This is a genomic window from Mesorhizobium ciceri biovar biserrulae (assembly GCF_001618845.1).
GTDB classification, from domain to species: domain Bacteria; phylum Pseudomonadota; class Alphaproteobacteria; order Rhizobiales; family Rhizobiaceae; genus Mesorhizobium; species Mesorhizobium ciceri.
Genome location: NZ_CP015064.1, coordinates 2,394,542 through 2,409,989, shown reverse-complemented (window position 1 = coordinate 2,409,989; position 15,448 = coordinate 2,394,542). Strand labels below are relative to the sequence as shown.

Genomic DNA, 15,448 nt, shown 5'->3' with positions numbered 1-15,448 from the left:
GCTTACCGGTAAGGGGTTTCGGAAGAGGCTTAACGAACGGTCACCCGAGCAAGGATAATTAACCTAAAGATTTCGCCAACGATTGCAGGGCTCATTCGAGGCGACAGCCGGGCCGCCAAGGGTTCAACGGCTTAGTGGCGGACCGGGCGCTTCTGCAGGTAGATGACGACGCGAAAGACGATATAGAGCACCGCCACCGCCGCATGCGAGACGACAATCAGCAAGCGGTGGCCGAACAGCTCGGGAAAGCCGGCGTACATGACCGTCTCGGTCACCGCGCAAATGAACCAGATCACCGGGCCCCAGGACGCCAGCATCCACAGGCCGGCAGCGGCAAAGGGAAAGAACACGGCGAGCACCACCGCCGCGACCTGCCAGTGCACGGGCATCAGGTCGAAACGCCACAGTGTGCCCGGATAAAAGCCGATCAGCTTGATCCAGTAGAGAATGCCGAACAGCAGGCAGTAGCCCGATATGACGCGCTGGAACCAGGCGAAGATCACCTCCACCCCGGAGGGCTGCAGAACGATGCGCCTTGAGGTCACCTCGCTCATATCAGGAGTTCCCGTTCGCCGAGCGGAGCGAAATAGGCATCGACATCCGCTTCGCTGACCGCAGCGAGGCTTGCCGGCCGCCATTGCGGCTTCGAGCCCTTGTCGATGATGGCAGCGCGGATGCCTTCGTAGAAATCATGGCCGGCGAGCATCCGGTTGAGGATGCGGAACTCCATCTTCATGCAGGCTTCCATGGACAGCGTCAGTCCGGCGCTGATCTGCCGCCAGGCGACGCGCAGGCTGGTCGGCGAGCGGGTGCGGATCGTCGCCAGCGTCTTTGCCGCGAACTCATCGGCGGCGGCCGCACGCTCGAGGCTGTCGATGACGCGGTTCAGGGACGGTTGCGAAAAATGACGAACAATCTCCTCCAGCGTCGGTCTGTCGGTTTCTCGCCTTGCCTGCACGAAGAAGCCGCGCAGCACCGATTCCGGATCGCCGGTCAACGCCAGCCGGTCGAGGAAGCCAGCCTGGTCCTCGGCCTTGATGGTATGGGTGGCCAGCCCAGACCACAGCGCATCGCCATATCGAATGCGATTGCCGGTCAGCGCCAGATACATGCCGAAGGAGCCGCCGAGATCGGGCAGCAGGTGGCTGGCGCCAACATCCGGAAAGAAGCCGATGCCGACTTCCGGCATGGCAAACTGGGCATTCTCGGTCATCACCCGGTGCGAGCCGTGGAAGGAGATGCCGACGCCGCCACCCATGACGATACCGTCGATCAGGGCGACATAGGGCTTCTTGTAGCTGTTGATGCGGGCGTTGAGCCGGTATTCGTCGGCGAAGAACTCGACCGGCGGTTTTCCCGCCCGACCTGTCTCATAGACATGCAGGATATCGCCGCCGGCCGAAAAGGCCCTGCCCTCTGCCTTGACGACGATGACGTCGATGCCCTGGTCGGCCTCCCAGGCGGAAAGAGCGGCGTCGAGCGCCCCGATCATGCGGTGCGTCAGGGCATTGAGCGCCTGCGGCCGCGTCAAGGTGACGACGCCGGCCCGGCCCAGATGTTCGAAGCGGATCTCGTCGCCTCCGCCAAAATCCATCGTGAAAGAATCCCTCTCCCGGCCGCCGGGACTGAAGTGCTAAAGCTTGGCGCATGGGTGCGTCAATGGCGAGGACACCGGTGCAAGCTCTGGCCCGGACCAGGAGCCAGTGCTAAAAATGGAGCTGCAATACGGAAAACTGGGTAGAGTTCATTGCAGCGTACCTGGTGGGTCTTCGAACGGGACGATTGTTTATGACTCGATTTTCGCACCTTGCGCCGGTGGCAATCGGGCTGAGCCTCTGCTTGGCTGTTCACCCGGTCATGGCGGGGACTTTGGAAGACCTCTACAGCTCGCAGACCATCGTCAACGGCAAGTACGAGAAGAACCGCCAGTCCGGCTTCAAGCGCTGCCTCGACGCGGTTCTGGTGCGGGTTTCCGGCGATCAGCGCCTGCCGGCGAAACCTGAAATGACGGCATTGCGCGACAAAGCCGGCACCTTCGTCGCCAGTTTCCACTATCGCGACCGCATGGAAGGCATTCCCAACCATGACGACCAGGGCACGTACGATCGGCCTCATAATCTCTACTGCCAGTACAAGCCTGCTGACATCGACCCGGTGCTGGCTTCGCTCGGCAGCAGGCCGTGGCTGACCGAGCGGCCACGGCTGGTGGTGTTTTTGGCGACCGAGCGCGGAACAACGCATTACGCGCTCGATGCCGAGGACGACCGTGGCATGCTGATGCGCGAATCGTTCGGCAATGCCGCCGTACCGCTGGCCATGCAGGTGACTTTTCCCACGGTGGCGCAGCTGTCGCAGGCCGGATTGGACGATCAGGCGCTTCGCAATGCCGAGATGACGAAGCTCGACACACTGGCGAAGAGGGCCGGCGCCGACCAGGCGCTTTACGGCAGCCTCGTCTGGAGCGACAAGGAACTGGGCTGGATCGCCGACTGGCGGCTGGCCATGGCCGGCAAGACCTACATCTGGCAGGTGCGCGGTGTCGGCTTCGACGAGGCTTTCCGTGTCGCCATCAGGGGCGCGGCACAGATTCTGTCAGGCAATGGGCAACCCGAATAGGCCTCGACCGCGTTGCTGGCACAATCGTGCCGCATTGGTCAGCGGCGGGAGCTCGTGGTAAAAGCCTGCCCGAACGAGAGTACTGGCGATGAACAAATTCACCCCCGCAAAGCCCGCCGGCGCGCGCGGCGTCGACGAAATCACCGGCAGCCGCCGTCTGCGCCGCATGCGCAAGGCCGACTGGTCGCGCCGTCTGGTGCAAGAGAACCGGCTCACGGTCGACGATTTGATCTGGCCGATCTTCGTCGTCGAGGGCAAGGGTGTTTGCGAGCCGATCGCCGCCATGCCCGGCGTCTTCCGCCTGTCGATCGATCTCGCCGTCAAGGAGGCAGAGCGCGCGGCAAAACTCGGCATTCCCGCCCTCGCCACCTTCCCCAATGTGGACATCTCGCTGCGCGACCAGACCGGCTCGCACATCCTCGATCCCGACAATGTCATCAACCGCGCCACCCGTGCGATCAAGGATGCGGTACCGCAGATCGGCATCATCACCGACGCAGCGCTCGACCCATTCACCAGCCACGGCCATGACGGCATCCTGCGCGACGGCATCATCGTCAACGACGAGACCGTGGAACAGGTGACCGCCGCTGCCGTCATCCAGGCGGCCGCCGGCGCCGACATCATCGCACCGTCCGACATGATGGACGGCCGCATCGGCGCCATCCGCGACGCGCTCGATGCCAATGGTTTTCAGGACGTGGCGATCATGTCCTATGCGACCAAATTCGCCTCGGCCTTCTACGGACCCTATCGCGAGGCGGTGGGCACCGCCGGTCTGCTCAAGGGCGACAAGAAGACCTATTACATCGACCACGCCAATTCGGACGAGGCGGTGAGAGAGGCCGAACAGGACATCGCCGAGGGCGCCGACATGCTGATGGTCAAGCCCGGCCTGCCCTATCTCGACATCATTCGGCGGCTGAAGGACGAGTTCCAGATGCCGACCTTCGCCTACCAGGTGTCAGGCGAATATTCGATGATCAAGGCGGCAGGCGCCAATGGCTGGATCGACGGCGAGAAGGCAATGCTGGAATCGCTGCTCGCCTTCAAGCGCGCCGGCTGCGACGGCATCCTGACCTATTTCGCACCCGAAGTGGCGGAGATGCTGAAGGGGTAATTTCTCTTCGCGACGACGGCCGGTCGCGGCGAGCAATGTCGGCCAATCCGCTTCGACATCCATACCAATTTCCGGCTCTTGGCCGGGGAATCCATAGCGAGGGCCACTTGACCGTTGCGTGGGCTTCGTTTGAGCTTGAAAATACCGCTTGCAATTCACAATCGGTTTGTTACAAAAAACTGCTTGCAAAACACAATCGGTTATCGAGGAGGCTCGCATGTCCAAACTTCGCGTCAACGCTTTCACCCTATCGCTCGACGGCTATGGCGCCGGTCCCGATCAGGATCTGCAAAATCCGCTCGGCGTCGGTGGGGAATCCTTGCACAAGTGGTTTGTCGACACCCGCACCTTCCGCGAGATGGTGCTCGGACAAGATGGCGGCACCACCGACGTCAACGAGGCGTTCGCGGCGCGCAGCTTCGAAAATGTCGGCGCCTGGATCCTCGGCCGCAACATGTTCGGACCGATCCGCGGCGAATGGCCTGACGACAGCTGGAAAGGCTGGTGGGGCGACAACCCGCCCTATCATGTGCCGGTTTTCGTGCTGACCCATCACAAGCGGGAACCGATCATGATGGAGGGCGGCACCACTTTCCACTTCGTCATCGACGGCATCCATTCAGCTCTTGAACAGGCCAAGGCTGCCGCTGGCGGCAAGGATGTGCGGGTCGGCGGCGGCGTCGCCACCATACGGCAATATCTGCAGGAAAAACTGATCGACGAGATGCATCTGGCGATCGCGCCGGTGCTGCTGGGCACGGGCGAGAACCTTTTTGCCGGCCTGGACATGCTCAAGCTCGGCTATATCTGCAGCGAGCAGGTGGCGACCCCGCTCGCAACGCACGTCACCATCAAGCGGGCGTAAGGTGGAGAGCCAATCTCCCCCCTCGTGGGGGAGATCGCAGCTTCGTCTGCCTCAATACTTCTCCGGTACGTAGAGCTCGCGCGGCAGCACCTGGCGTTCGTATTCGGGGTTGAAGACGCGCTCCGGCAAAGTGATCTCCTCGTGCGGCACTTCCTCGTAAGGCAGTTGCTTGAGCAGATGGTCGATGCAGTTCAGCCGCGCGCGTTTCTTGTCGTTGCCCTCGACGATGAACCAGGGCGCTTCCGGGATGTTGGTGCGGGCGAAGGTCTCTTCCTTGGCCTTGGTGTACTGCTCCCAGCGCACGCGCGACTGCAGGTCCATCGGCGACAGTTTCCACTGTTTCATCGGATCGTGGATGCGCATCAGGAAGCGCATCTGCTGTTCCTCGTCGGTGATCGAGAACCAGTATTTGACCACGGTGATGCCCGAGCGGACCAGCATGCGCTCGAATTCCGGCACGTCGTGGAAGAATTCTTCGACCTGATCGGGCTGGGCAAAGCCCATCACCCGCTCGACGCCCGAGCGGTTGTACCATGAGCGGTCGAACAGCACGATCTCGCCGCCGGCCGGCAGATGCGGGACATAGCGCTGGAAATACCATTGCGACTTTTCGCGCTCCGTCGGCGCCGGCAGTGCGACGACACGGCAGATGCGCGGGTTGAGGCGCTGGGTGATGCGTTTGATGACACCGCCCTTGCCGGCCGAATCGCGTCCCTCGAAGATCACCACCAGCTTCTTCTTGTGGTGGGCGACCCAGGACTGCAGCTTGATCAATTCGGACTGCAGGGTGATCAGGTCGCGAAAATACTGCATGCGATCGATCGAAGGCGGATGCGAGTTCTTGTAGATCTTGGCGATCTCCATCGACAGCGCCGGCTCCGACATTTCGAGCTCATAGTCTTCGTCAAGCGTGTCGGCGAGCTCGGCTTCAAGCCAATCCCTGGCCGGAGAATTCTGTTTTAGCTCGGTCATTATCGGCTGCTCCACTTGCAAGCTCTGTCGATCCACGTCCGGCGCCCCAAACTCCCGACCTACAGCCCGGGAACGGCAACACCTGAGCCGACTTCCATATAGGCCTGCAATGACGGTTTTATTGCAGCGCGAGCATGGTCACCGCCGCCGTCGGTCCAGCCAGGCATGATCGATCCGCCGCGCTGGCATGGAGACACGTCGCCCAAATTGTCCTACAAATAGCGGCCACTTTCGGGCGCCCTCCCCAGCCCTTTCCCAATGCAATCGCGAGGACCGACATGGAATACCGCACCCTCGGCCGTTCCGGCCTGAAAGTATCGACACTGACCATGGGGACCATGACGTTCGGCGGCGCCGGTGCTTTTTCGGCGGTCGGCAAGACCGATCTCGACGAAGCGCGCCGGATGATCGATCTCTGTATCGACGCCGGCATCAATGTCATCGACACCGCCAATGTCTATTCGAACGGCATTTCCGAAGAAATCATCGGCGAAGCGCTCGGCGGCAAGCGCAAGGGCGACGTGCTGATCGCCTCCAAGGCACGGATGCGGATCGGCAAAGGTCCAAACGATGAAGGCCTGTCGCGCCATCACCTGATCCGGGAATGCGAGAAGAGCCTGAAGCGGCTCAAGACCGACGTCATCGACATCTATTTCCTGCACGAATGGGATGGCGTGACGCCGCTGGAGGAAACCATCGCCGCGCTCGACACGCTGGTTGCCCAGGGCAAGATCCGCTATGTCGGCTGCTCCAACTATTCCGGCTGGCAGGTGATGAAGGCGCTCGGCATCAGCGACAGCCGTCATCAGCCGCGCTTCATCACGCAGCAGATCCACTACACGCTGGAAGCGCGCGAAGCGGAGTACGAACTGCTGCCGATTTCCGTCGACCAGGGGCTGGGCGTTCTGGTCTGGAGCCCGCTTGCCGGCGGATTGCTGTCCGGCAAATACCGCCGTGACAGCCCCACCGCCCGCCAACTCGCGGGCTGGTCGGAACCACCGATCCGCGACGAGGACCGGCTGTGGCGGATCGTCGATGTGCTTGTGGAGATCGGCGCGCAGCGCGGCGTGTCGGCAGCGCAGGTGGCGCTGGCCTGGCTGCTTGGCCGGCCGTCCATCAGTTCCCTGGTGATCGGCGGCAGGACGGAAACGCAGTTCCGGGACAACATCGCGGCGGCAAGCCTGGTGCTTTCCGACGAGGAGCGCGCGCGCCTCGACGCGGTCAGCCGGCCGCCCTTGCTCTATCCCTACTGGCACCAGCAGCTGACGGCAAAGGACCGTTTTGGTGCCGCCGATCTGGTGATTGACCGAAGCGGCATCTGATCGGCAAATCGATGGCGATAGGTATCGCCGCCGCAGTGATGGGCGTGGCCCCATCATTGCGGCGCGCATCTTGCAAGCCTGGCCATCATCGACGCACTATCGCTTCAGCTGTTGTGTTTGACGGCTAATGCTCCTAGGCAGGACCAGAGCCGCGAGGCAGTGAAAAAGGAGCCGATATGGCGCGACCACCAAACTACGATCAGGAACGCAAGGAACGCGACCGCCAGAAGGCGGCCAAGAAGGCCGAGAAGCTGGCAGCCAAGGTTGCAGCGAGGGAACGTTCGAAGCCCGAAGACGAGACTGAAGCCGAAACCGAAACGGCAAAGTGACGGCAAAAGGCCCGCAGATGCGGGCCGTGCCTCAATCCGGATTGCCGCCTCGGATGTCGCCTTGTGTCAGGCCGGCGCCTTGTCGCTGACAAAGACGTCCACTTCGCGCGCCGCCGCAATGAAGGCGCGCCTGGCGTTCATCGCCGGCTTGTCGCCGGCGAGTGCGTCATGGCAGGCCTGCAGGGCCGCGCGATGCTTGGGGCTGCGCTTGCCGGGCCAGCTGTTGAGGAGGTAGTCGGAAGCCTCACGCGCCGTGCGCAAGAGCTGAGTGCTTCCCGCCGCGACTGACTTCACAGTCACAGGTGTTTCAAATCGGTTGTTTTCCATCGCCGCTCCTTACGCCATCGGCGTCTGCGAAGCGAGGGCGAAAGTGCGCACACGTCCAGACGCCGCTTTGCGCCCTTCATCCGCCTTAAGCAGCAACGACGGCAAAGCCTCTGGCGCGAAGACCGCGCCGATCGTTGGCGAGCGACGTCACCAGCCGGTCGCGGCTGCCGACGATGTGGACCGAGAGCAGGCGCGCGGCTTCATCGGCGTCGCCACGGCGTGCCGCCGCCAGTATGGCGCGATGTTCGGCCCAGGCGCGGCTGAGGGCCGCTTCGTCGCGAACCTCCAGCCAGCGCGCCCGTGACAGGCGCGTCATGGCATCGCGGACCGCCCGGAACAGGAATTCATTGCCTGACAGACGCGCCAGTTCGATGTGAAAATCCATGCCGACGCGATGCCATTCCTCGCGCGGCGTGTCGTTGTCGCAGGATTCGAGCATCGCCTCGATGACATCGATGGCGCTCCGGTCCGCCAGGCTGCATGTCAGGCGAACTGCCGCAACCTCGACCGCCTCCCTGTAGACGGCGATCTGCTCGAGTTCAGCCAGATTGATCGGCGACACCGTCCAGCCGCGCCCGTCCCTGCCGACCAGCCCCTCGGTCTCGAGCCGCAGAAGTGCTGCCCTGACCGGGGTTCGCGATGCACCGAAACGGCTCTCGATCCAGCGCTCGGTCAGCTTTTCGCCGGGACCGATCTCGAGGCCCAGGATCATCTGCCGAAGCTGTTTTTCGACGCTGTGCATCTGCGACATTGTCGTTTCCACCTTTTGGCCGTTTGCGATCGTCTTGCCGATCACGTTCGACAGGCTGCATTGACAGCGGCCAAGCTTGCGTCCATGACGTGCACCATCTTGGTATCCCAAATTGGTATCCGCAGCAAGCATCGATAAAAGAGTTGCTGGGACAGGACACACGACATGCAGCAGAGCACGCCCCCGGCGACCGACAGCACCTACAACATCCACTGGCGGCGCAATCTGTTCGTGTGCTTCGCCGGTTCGTTTTCGACGCTTGTCGCCATGACACTGCTTCTGCCGTTCCTGCCGCTCTATATCGAGCAGCTGGGTGCCGAGGGTCACGCCGCGATCGTGCAATGGTCGGGGATTGCCTATGGCGCGACGTTCTTCGCGGCGGCGCTGGTGGCGCCGCTCTGGGGACGTCTCGGCGACCGCTATGGCCGCAAGGTGATGCTGGTTCGCGCCAGCTTCGGCATGGCCATATGCATGTCGCTGACCGGCATGGTGCAGACGGTCTGGCAGCTGGTGCTGCTGCGGCTGCTCATCGGCTTTGCCGGCGGCTACTCCTCGGGATCGACCATCCTCGTCGCCATGCAGACACCCAAGGAGCGTTCCGGCTGGGCGCTGGGCCTGCTGTCGGCCGGCATCACGGGCGGGGCTCTGGTCGGCCCGCTGGTTGGCGGTGCCCTGCCGCCGCTGATCGGCATCCGCGCCACCTTTCTCCTCTCCGGCGGCGTCATCTTCCTGGCATTCCTGGCGACCACGTTTCTGATCAAGGAGAATCCCCGGCCGAAAACAGCAGACGCCGGAGCGACGCAGAAGCGGAAAGGCGGCTGGTCACAAATCCCCGACAAACGGCCTGTTGTCGCCATGCTGGCGACCGGCATGCTGTTGAGCTTCGCCACCATGTCGATCGAGCCGATCATCACCGTCTATGTGCAGCAGCTCATCGAGGACCAGAGCCGCGTCACGCTGATATCAGGCGTCGTCATGTCGGCGGCGGCCCTTGGCGCCATCCTGTCGGCCTCGCGCCTCGGCAAGCTCGCCGACCGCGTCGGCCACTGGAACGTCATCATCGGCGCGCTTGCCGTCTCGGCGCTGCTGCTGATCCCGCAGGCCTTCGTCACACAGAGCTGGCAACTCATCGGCCTGCGCTTCCTGATGGGTCTGGCGCTGGGCGGGCTGTTGCCCTGCATCACCAGCGTGATCCGCCACAATGTTCCCGATGGGGTCGGCGGCAATGTGCTCGGGCTGTCGATCTCCGCCCAATATGTCGGGCAAGTCGCCGGTCCCTTGCTGGGCGGCTTTGCCGGTGGTCATTTCGGCATGCGCTCGGTGTTTCTGGGCACGTCCATCTTGATGGCCGGCGGCGCGGTGTATAACTGGCTGGCACAGTCACGCCGCGAGCAGGACATGGTTGCCAACCCCGGCAAGCCCTGACGGGGTTGGGCGTCACAGGGCCCCAAACATGAGCACAGCCGAACGACCTTCCGACAACAGCAGCCGTATCCTCGTCCTGGCCGGGGGCTTCTGCGGTGCTGCCGGCGTGGCGCTGTCGGCCGCGGCGGCGCATCTCGGCGGCGCCTTCGTTGGCACCGCCGCATCGTTCCTGCTGATGCATGCGCCGGTCTTCCTTGCCGCCGGATTGCTTGGCGCGAACCGGATCCTGCGCATCGGCAGCCTGATCCTGCTGGTTGGGCTCCTGCTGTTCTGCGGCGATCTGCTGGCCCGCGATTTCATCGGGTCGCGGCTATTCCCGCTGTCGGCGCCGATCGGCGGCACGCTGCTCATTGCCGGCTGGCTGGCGATCGCTGCCTCGGCGCTGGTGCGCGTGCGGTCCTGACGCCCGCCGGCACCAAACGTCGAGCGTGGCTGCTAATCCTGCCGGCGCTCGGGCTTGATAAGCAATTCGCGATTGCGCCGCCGCAGCTTGGCCAACCAACGCCCTTGCGGCTTTTTGGAAGCCGGCGCGATACCCCAATAGTTGCGGTAGATGTCTTCAAATAGATAGCTCACGGGATGCATGATGTGCGCTCCTTTCAGCACTTGAATCGATCCAATCGAGAGGTGCGAAAAACCGACCCCGATCAGCTCCGCTTGCGCTCCACAAGGAACCGCAACTCGCGGACCCATGGGCTGGTTTTGCCGCGGCGCTTCTGCGTCGCGGTGTTCGACGAGATGCTCCAGTCGTTGCGGTAAATGTCTTCGAACAGAAAATTGACGGGATGCATGACACAACTCCCTACTTGATGTTGAATCGATCCAATTCTGCCAGCAGGCGTTTCCTTGGATCGATTCAAACATAGGCCCTATCGAAGCCTCGATCAAGCCAAAATTTGAACCGATCCAACGAAAGTGTTAAATGGGAAGAATTCAGGAGACGAAGATGGCGCCACTTATCTCTGCAAAGACAAGACCGGTCCGGCTGGCGGACATTGCCAAGGCAGCCGGCGTGTCGCACGGCACCGCGTCCAACGTCTTCGCCCGTCCGGAGATCGTGCGCGAGGAGGTCCGTGAACGGGTCAAGGCGGCAGCCGAGGCCATGGGATATGGCGGACCGGATCCCAAGGGCCGGCTGCTGCGCGCCGGCAAGGTCAATGCCATCGGTGTCGCGACCGCGGAACCCCTCTCCTATTTCTTCGACGATCCCTTTGCCCGGGTGATGATGGCCAGCATCTCGCAGGCTTGTGACGCGACCGGTGCGGGGATTTCGCTGGTCTCCGCCGTCAATGGCGAGCAGCTGGCGTGGAACATCCAGAGTGCGCTGGTCGATGGCTTCATCGTTTTCTGTGTCGATGGCGGCTCAAAGCTGGTCCAACTGGCACGTGAACGCAAGCTCCCCTTTGTGGCGCTCGATCTCGATTCGGACGACGACGATGCGGTCGCGGCGATCGGCGTCGACAACATCGCCGGTGCCGGCCTGGCGGCCCGCCACCTGACCGAACTCGGACATCGCCGCTTTGCCGTGCTTACCCTGCCCTGTGCCGACGCAGGCTTCGGCCCTACCACAAGGGAGCAGGTGGAAATGGCCCTCTATTCCGCTACGCGGGACCGCTTGCGTGGCTATCTCGCGGAACTCTCCCGCGTCGACATCGACGTCTCGCGTGTGCCGATCTACGAAACCGTCAATGACGAGAAGAGCGTGTGGGCCGGCCTCGACCATATTTTCGCCGGTGCCGAGGCGCCGACAGCCATCCTGGCGATGTCGGACAGGATGGCGCTCCATGCGCTGGACTGGCTGCGGCAGCACGACATTGCGGTACCGGGCGATGTTTCTGTCGTCGGCTTCGACGGTGTTCCGGAAGGGGCGGTTTCCAAGCCGCCGCTGACCACGATCGTCCAGCCGATCGCCGAGATGGGCCGCCTTGCCGTCAAGGCGATCCTTGAAAATGATGGTTCGTTCAGCCGGCAATCGCTGCCGGTCGAACTCGTGGTGCGGGCCTCATCCGGCCCCTCGCCCGCCTGAGCTCAACGGCCCATTCTTGTCGCCATGCCCGGCATCGCGAAGGATGCAGCATGGACGGGCGGTGCGGCGCTGTGAGCCGGCCTGCTTTTGGCGGACCAGCCAAGGCCCGATAGCCATTCGAGATAGTAGGCGAGCGCGAACTGCATGACGATGCCGGCCGATATCAACAGGCTGTCATAGGCAAATCCGCCCGGATTGATCAGCTTCAGCACCTGCGCCGCCATTGCAAGCACCGTGCCGGCAATGAAAACCGGCAGCGATCGTTTGCCCAATATGGCAAGCGGATGATCGCGCCCGGTGCGAAACAGATTCGAGATCGCCGGGAATGCCACGATCAGGTAGCTCACTGCGAGTATATGCAGGAGCCTCGGCAGCGACAGGAACGTCTTGTCGAAACCGGTCAGCACCGGAGGCAGGCCAAACCAGGAGATATGCCCCCAGAGCGGGCTGTGCACCCAGACCAGGGCCACAACGGTGTAGGCCAAGGCCGCCCCAACCAGCCAGCGATTGACCGGGATGGTGCCGCCGCGACGCACATGCAGCGTGCCCGCCAGGCCGATGTTGAAAAGGAACTGCCACGACAGCGGGTTGAGAAACCAGAAGCCGGGCTCGGGGTAGTTGGGCGGAGCAATCTGATAAATCCCCGCGACCAGCCACAGGGCGCCGGATGCCACCAGTGCCAGGACCGGCCGATAGCTGACAATGAGCAGGAACAGCGGCGCCAGCAAGAGCAGCACCGCATAGACGGGCAGGATGTTGTTGTAGCCGAGCTGGTGGCCGAGCGTCACGATGCCGATCAGCACTTCTGGCGTATTCTTGATCAACGGCTCGATGTTGATCATCGTCAAAAGCTCCGGCCGCCTGGCAAACACTGCCGCAGCGCAGAAAATGGCCATCACCACCATGGTGGTGACGATGTGGGTGGCATAAAGCACACCGGCGCGGCGCAACATCTTCAAAGTTGCCAGCAGCCGGTTTCCAGGCTGGAATTTCTTGCCGTAGGCGAGCGCGACCGAGATTCCCGAGATCAGCACGAAGACCTCCGCCGCATCCGAAAAGCCGAAATTCTTGTATGTCAGATACTCGAAGGCGGTACCCGGCACATGGTCGACATAGATGGTCAACAAGGCGAGAGCACGGATCACATCGATGCGCGTGTCGCGCTCAGTGCGGTCCGGGACACGCGCCTCGCGGTCTGGGACACGCGCATCGCGGTCCGGGGAAATCTGGGTGGTCATCGACAAAAAGGCCTCAAAGCTGGTTGTTCATACCGGCAATGCGACCCCCGGCGCACCGCTTCGATTCCTCCCGAAGGATGTTATCGGCGGAGAAACGGACTGTAATGCGCCCGGTTCAATCAACTTTCGCGGAGCTTGAAAATATTGCGTTTTGAAGCCGGCAAATTGAGCGAAACGTCATATAATCAAGAGGATGGTCGATGATCGACGAGACCTCACAAGATGGTGCGTTGCGGCGTGATCTCGCCTTCCACTACCGGCTTTACGGCGCGGCGGATTCAACGGGCGACTGCTTCTTCCTGCTGCATGGGTCGGGTGTCGACGAGACGACATTGGTGCCGCTGGCGCGAGAGATCGCACCGCGTGCCACGCTCATCGCGGTGCGTGGCCGCGTTGTCCAGGAGGATGGTTTCCGCTGGTTCGCGCGGATCACGCCGACGCGCTTCGAACAGGCGAGCATCCGCACCGAAACCGAGGCCTTTGCGGGCTTCGTCGCTGACGCGGCCACACGCCATCATCTCGACCTCTCGCGCACAATTTTCCTCGGCTATTCGAACGGCGCCAATCTGGTTTCGAGCCTGATGCTGCTGCATCCGGGCCTTGTCGAACGCGCCGCGCTGCTGCGACCGATGCCGGTGCTCGATGATGTGCCGGCGACGGATCTGTCAAAGGTGCGGGTGCTGATGATCGCCGGCGCCGCCGACCTCACCTATGCGCCTTTCGCCCCTGCTCTGGTGACATTGCTCAGTCGGCATGGCGCCGAGATCGACGCCAGGATTGTCTCATCAGGTCATGAATTCGGCAGCGCCGACGCGGCAATCGTCAGGCAATGGCTGGCGGGACCGGCGGCGGTGGCGCAGGCAAGCTGACAGGCTCGCCGCCACGACCAGCCGGCCTACCCTCTTCCCATCCGGTTCCAGGCATCCAGCCCGGCGATCTTGTAGGCTTCGGCGAGCGTTGGATAGTTGAAGGTGTTGTTGACGAAGAAGTCGACGGTGCCGCCGAGATTGATCACCGCCTGGCCGATGTGGATGAGCTCGGTGGCGCCCTCGCCGATGATGTGCGCGCCGAGCAGACGGCGCGTTTCGATCGAAAACAGCAGCTTCAGGAAGCCGGTGTTGACACCCATGATGTGGCCGCGCGAGGTCTCGCGAAAACGCGCCACGCCGACCTCGTAGGCCGCACCGCTCTCACGCACCTGTTCTTCGGACTGGCCGACCGTCGAGATTTCCGGCACCGCATAGATGCCATAGGGGAAGGTTTCCGGCGGCGGCGGCAAGGGCACTCCAAAGGCATGGCAGGCGGCCACCCTGCCCTGCTCCATCGAAGTCGAGGCCAGGCTCGGAAAGCCGATGACGTCGCCGGCGGCATAGATGTTGGGCACGCTGGTCTGGAAGGATTGCGGATCGACCTTGATGCGCCCTCTGGAGTCGGCGTCGATGCCGACGACATCCAGGCCCAGGCTGCCGACATTGCCGGTGCGGCCGGCGGCGTAGAGCACAACCTCGGAACGGATGGTGCGGCCATCGGCCAGTTCCACTTCGGCGGCGTCCGGCTTGGAGCGGATCTCCTTCACCGCGCTGCCCAGCCGGATGGTCATGCCGCGATCGCGCATCTGGTGGATTAAATCGTCGACGATCTCGCGGTCGACGAAATCGAGGATGGAGTTGCGCGGCTCGACCAAGGTTACCGGCACGTCGAGCGCGGAAAAGATCGTCGCATATTCGACGCCGATGACGCCGGCGCCGATCACGGTCAGCGTGCGCGGCAAGCGATCAAGCTCCAGCATCTCGTCGCTGTCGAAGACGCGGGTCTTGTCGAAAGGCACGTCGCGCGGGCGGTGCGGCCTGGTGCCGACCGCTATCAGCGCATTGGCAAAACCGACCTCGCTGTAATCGCCGGTGTCTGATGTCAGGCTGACCTTGTTGGGGCCAAGGAATTTCACCGCGGCGCGAGCGCTCTTGACCGTGTTGCGCATGAACTGGTGCTGCAGCACCTCGACCTCATGGTCGAGCGTCTTGTGCAGGCGCTCGACCAGATCGCCGACCGAGATATCCTGCTTGACCCGGTAGCCGCGCCCGTAGAAGCCGCGCTCGCGCCAGCCCGAAAGATTGAGCACCGTTTCGCGTAGCGTTTTCGATGGGATGGTGCCGGTATGCACCGAGACACCGCCCAGACGCCGGCCGCGGTCGACCACCAGCACGGACTTGCCGAGCTTGGCCGACTGCACCGCGGCACGGCGGCCGGAAGGGCCGCTGCCGATGACCAGCATGTCGTAGTCCATATTGCCCAGTCCCCTGTGCGCTCTGCTGCGCCGCAACAAGCTAATGCTATCCGCGCCGCGAATTCAACCAGTTCACATCGGGCCCGACGCCATCGAAGCTGGAGCACCGCTGGAAGCGCGATCTTGATTCCGCCACAGGCCTTCACCATTTCATGGCTGAGCGGTCCGCACCC

At 62.9% G+C, this 15,448-nt stretch carries 17 protein-coding genes; 9 read left to right on the top strand and 8 right to left on the bottom strand.

Annotated features, from left to right (window positions below):
* Positions 1–131 precede the first annotated feature (131 nt).
* Together A4R29_RS10910 and A4R29_RS10905 are read right to left on the bottom strand one after the other, a co-directional pair.
* Positions 132–554, bottom strand: a complete 423-nt coding sequence (locus tag A4R29_RS10910) for a DUF6163 family protein (RefSeq protein WP_013532255.1) — start codon at positions 552–554, stop codon at positions 132–134.
* On the bottom strand, positions 551–1,594 hold the full coding sequence (locus tag A4R29_RS10905) for an enoyl-CoA hydratase/isomerase family protein (RefSeq protein WP_063171894.1): 1,044 nt from the start codon (positions 1,592–1,594) through the stop codon (positions 551–553). The genes A4R29_RS10910 and A4R29_RS10905 overlap by 4 nt, the downstream gene beginning before the upstream one ends.
* A 194-nt stretch (positions 1,595–1,788) precedes the next feature.
* On the opposite strand from A4R29_RS10905, the gene A4R29_RS10900 reads away from it, so the two are divergent.
* The 3 genes from A4R29_RS10900 to A4R29_RS10890 all read left to right on the top strand — a co-directional run bounded on the left by A4R29_RS10900 (position 1,789) and on the right by A4R29_RS10890 (position 4,601).
* The gene (locus A4R29_RS10900) at positions 1,789–2,616 is read left to right on the top strand and encodes a DUF2066 domain-containing protein (RefSeq protein WP_027162428.1); all 828 of its coding nucleotides are present in this window, start codon (positions 1,789–1,791) and stop codon (positions 2,614–2,616) included.
* 88 nt (positions 2,617–2,704) lie between these two features.
* On the top strand, positions 2,705–3,736 hold the full coding sequence (gene hemB / locus A4R29_RS10895) for a porphobilinogen synthase (protein WP_027162429.1): 1,032 nt from the start codon (positions 2,705–2,707) through the stop codon (positions 3,734–3,736).
* 217 nt (positions 3,737–3,953) lie between these two features.
* Positions 3,954–4,601, top strand: coding sequence for a dihydrofolate reductase family protein (locus A4R29_RS10890; protein ID WP_063171893.1), 648 nt, complete (start codon positions 3,954–3,956; stop codon positions 4,599–4,601).
* 51 nt (positions 4,602–4,652) lie between these two features.
* Here the strand turns inward: A4R29_RS10890 and ppk2 are convergent, their stop codons facing one another.
* Entirely contained in the window at positions 4,653–5,573 is a 921-nt protein-coding gene (gene ppk2 / locus A4R29_RS10885) for a polyphosphate kinase 2 (RefSeq protein ID WP_013532260.1), read from the bottom strand.
* A gap of 278 nt (positions 5,574–5,851) precedes the next feature.
* Here ppk2 and A4R29_RS10880 point away from each other — a divergent pair, with 278 nt between their 5' ends.
* Complete coding sequence (locus A4R29_RS10880) at positions 5,852–6,895, top strand: aldo/keto reductase (protein WP_027162431.1); 1,044 nt, start codon at positions 5,852–5,854, stop codon at positions 6,893–6,895.
* Between the two features lie 176 nt (positions 6,896–7,071).
* Positions 7,072–7,224: a hypothetical protein gene (locus A4R29_RS33005; RefSeq protein ID WP_013532262.1), complete on the top strand. Its 153-nt coding sequence runs from the start codon at positions 7,072–7,074 to the stop codon at positions 7,222–7,224.
* Between the two features lie 66 nt (positions 7,225–7,290).
* Here the strand turns inward: A4R29_RS33005 and A4R29_RS10875 are convergent, their stop codons facing one another.
* Both A4R29_RS10875 and A4R29_RS10870 read right to left on the bottom strand, forming a co-directional pair.
* Positions 7,291–7,524: a DUF982 domain-containing protein gene (locus A4R29_RS10875; RefSeq protein ID WP_244506945.1), complete on the bottom strand. Its 234-nt coding sequence runs from the start codon at positions 7,522–7,524 to the stop codon at positions 7,291–7,293.
* A gap of 112 nt (positions 7,525–7,636) precedes the next feature.
* Complete coding sequence (locus A4R29_RS10870) at positions 7,637–8,302, bottom strand: GntR family transcriptional regulator (RefSeq protein WP_013532264.1); 666 nt, start codon at positions 8,300–8,302, stop codon at positions 7,637–7,639.
* A 165-nt stretch (positions 8,303–8,467) separates the two neighbouring features.
* Between A4R29_RS10870 and A4R29_RS10865 the strand changes: the two genes are divergently transcribed.
* Together A4R29_RS10865 and A4R29_RS10860 are read left to right on the top strand one after the other, a co-directional pair.
* Positions 8,468–9,727 (top strand): multidrug efflux MFS transporter, encoded by a 1,260-nt coding sequence (locus tag A4R29_RS10865; RefSeq protein WP_063171892.1) that lies wholly within the window; start codon positions 8,468–8,470, stop codon positions 9,725–9,727.
* Between the two features lie 28 nt (positions 9,728–9,755).
* A complete protein-coding gene (locus tag A4R29_RS10860; RefSeq protein ID WP_024504690.1) occupies positions 9,756–10,130 on the top strand; it encodes a DUF423 domain-containing protein in 375 nt (124 codons plus the stop codon).
* Positions 10,131–10,162: 32 nt separating this feature from the next.
* Here the strand turns inward: A4R29_RS10860 and A4R29_RS34620 are convergent, their stop codons facing one another.
* Entirely contained in the window at positions 10,163–10,591 is a 429-nt protein-coding gene (locus tag A4R29_RS34620) for a hypothetical protein (protein ID WP_167355161.1), read from the bottom strand.
* A gap of 82 nt (positions 10,592–10,673) precedes the next feature.
* Between A4R29_RS34620 and A4R29_RS10855 the strand changes: the two genes are divergently transcribed.
* Complete coding sequence (locus A4R29_RS10855; protein ID WP_027162434.1) at positions 10,674–11,753, top strand: LacI family DNA-binding transcriptional regulator; 1,080 nt, start codon at positions 10,674–10,676, stop codon at positions 11,751–11,753.
* Positions 11,754–11,755: 2 nt separating this feature from the next.
* Here A4R29_RS10855 and A4R29_RS10850 read toward each other — a convergent pair whose 3' ends face one another.
* On the bottom strand, positions 11,756–12,991 hold the full coding sequence (locus A4R29_RS10850; RefSeq protein ID WP_027162435.1) for an OpgC family protein: 1,236 nt from the start codon (positions 12,989–12,991) through the stop codon (positions 11,756–11,758).
* A gap of 200 nt (positions 12,992–13,191) precedes the next feature.
* Here A4R29_RS10850 and A4R29_RS10845 point away from each other — a divergent pair, with 200 nt between their 5' ends.
* Complete coding sequence (locus A4R29_RS10845) at positions 13,192–13,860, top strand: alpha/beta hydrolase (protein WP_013532271.1); 669 nt, start codon at positions 13,192–13,194, stop codon at positions 13,858–13,860.
* Positions 13,861–13,886: 26 nt separating this feature from the next.
* Here A4R29_RS10845 and sthA read toward each other — a convergent pair whose 3' ends face one another.
* On the bottom strand, positions 13,887–15,275 hold the full coding sequence (gene sthA, locus A4R29_RS10840; RefSeq protein ID WP_063171891.1) for a Si-specific NAD(P)(+) transhydrogenase: 1,389 nt from the start codon (positions 15,273–15,275) through the stop codon (positions 13,887–13,889).
* Between the last annotated feature and the right edge of the window lie 173 nt (positions 15,276–15,448).

What these genes read in the sequence shown, in the direction of transcription:
- A4R29_RS10910 (WP_013532255.1), bottom strand. Translation starts at nt 554, where the DNA reads ATGAGCGAGGTGACCTCAAGGCGCATCGTTCTGCAGCCCTCCGGGGTG.
- A4R29_RS10905 (WP_063171894.1), bottom strand. Translation starts at nt 1,594, where the DNA reads ATGGATTTTGGCGGAGGCGACGAGATCCGCTTCGAACATCTGGGCCGG.
- A4R29_RS10900 (WP_027162428.1), top strand. Translation starts at nt 1,789, where the DNA reads ATGACTCGATTTTCGCACCTTGCGCCGGTGGCAATCGGGCTGAGCCTC.
- hemB (WP_027162429.1), top strand. Translation starts at nt 2,705, where the DNA reads ATGAACAAATTCACCCCCGCAAAGCCCGCCGGCGCGCGCGGCGTCGAC.
- A4R29_RS10890 (WP_063171893.1), top strand. Translation starts at nt 3,954, where the DNA reads ATGTCCAAACTTCGCGTCAACGCTTTCACCCTATCGCTCGACGGCTAT.
- ppk2 (WP_013532260.1), bottom strand. Translation starts at nt 5,573, where the DNA reads ATGACCGAGCTAAAACAGAATTCTCCGGCCAGGGATTGGCTTGAAGCC.
- A4R29_RS10880 (WP_027162431.1), top strand. Translation starts at nt 5,852, where the DNA reads ATGGAATACCGCACCCTCGGCCGTTCCGGCCTGAAAGTATCGACACTG.
- A4R29_RS33005 (WP_013532262.1), top strand. Translation starts at nt 7,072, where the DNA reads ATGGCGCGACCACCAAACTACGATCAGGAACGCAAGGAACGCGACCGC.
- A4R29_RS10870 (WP_013532264.1), bottom strand. Translation starts at nt 8,302, where the DNA reads ATGTCGCAGATGCACAGCGTCGAAAAACAGCTTCGGCAGATGATCCTG.
- A4R29_RS10865 (WP_063171892.1), top strand. Translation starts at nt 8,468, where the DNA reads ATGCAGCAGAGCACGCCCCCGGCGACCGACAGCACCTACAACATCCAC.
- A4R29_RS10860 (WP_024504690.1), top strand. Translation starts at nt 9,756, where the DNA reads ATGAGCACAGCCGAACGACCTTCCGACAACAGCAGCCGTATCCTCGTC.
- A4R29_RS34620 (WP_167355161.1), bottom strand. Translation starts at nt 10,591, where the DNA reads ATGTTTGAATCGATCCAAGGAAACGCCTGCTGGCAGAATTGGATCGAT.
- A4R29_RS10855 (WP_027162434.1), top strand. Translation starts at nt 10,674, where the DNA reads ATGGCGCCACTTATCTCTGCAAAGACAAGACCGGTCCGGCTGGCGGAC.
- A4R29_RS10850 (WP_027162435.1), bottom strand. Translation starts at nt 12,991, where the DNA reads ATGACCACCCAGATTTCCCCGGACCGCGATGCGCGTGTCCCAGACCGC.
- A4R29_RS10845 (WP_013532271.1), top strand. Translation starts at nt 13,192, where the DNA reads ATGATCGACGAGACCTCACAAGATGGTGCGTTGCGGCGTGATCTCGCC.
- sthA (WP_063171891.1), bottom strand. Translation starts at nt 15,275, where the DNA reads ATGGACTACGACATGCTGGTCATCGGCAGCGGCCCTTCCGGCCGCCGT.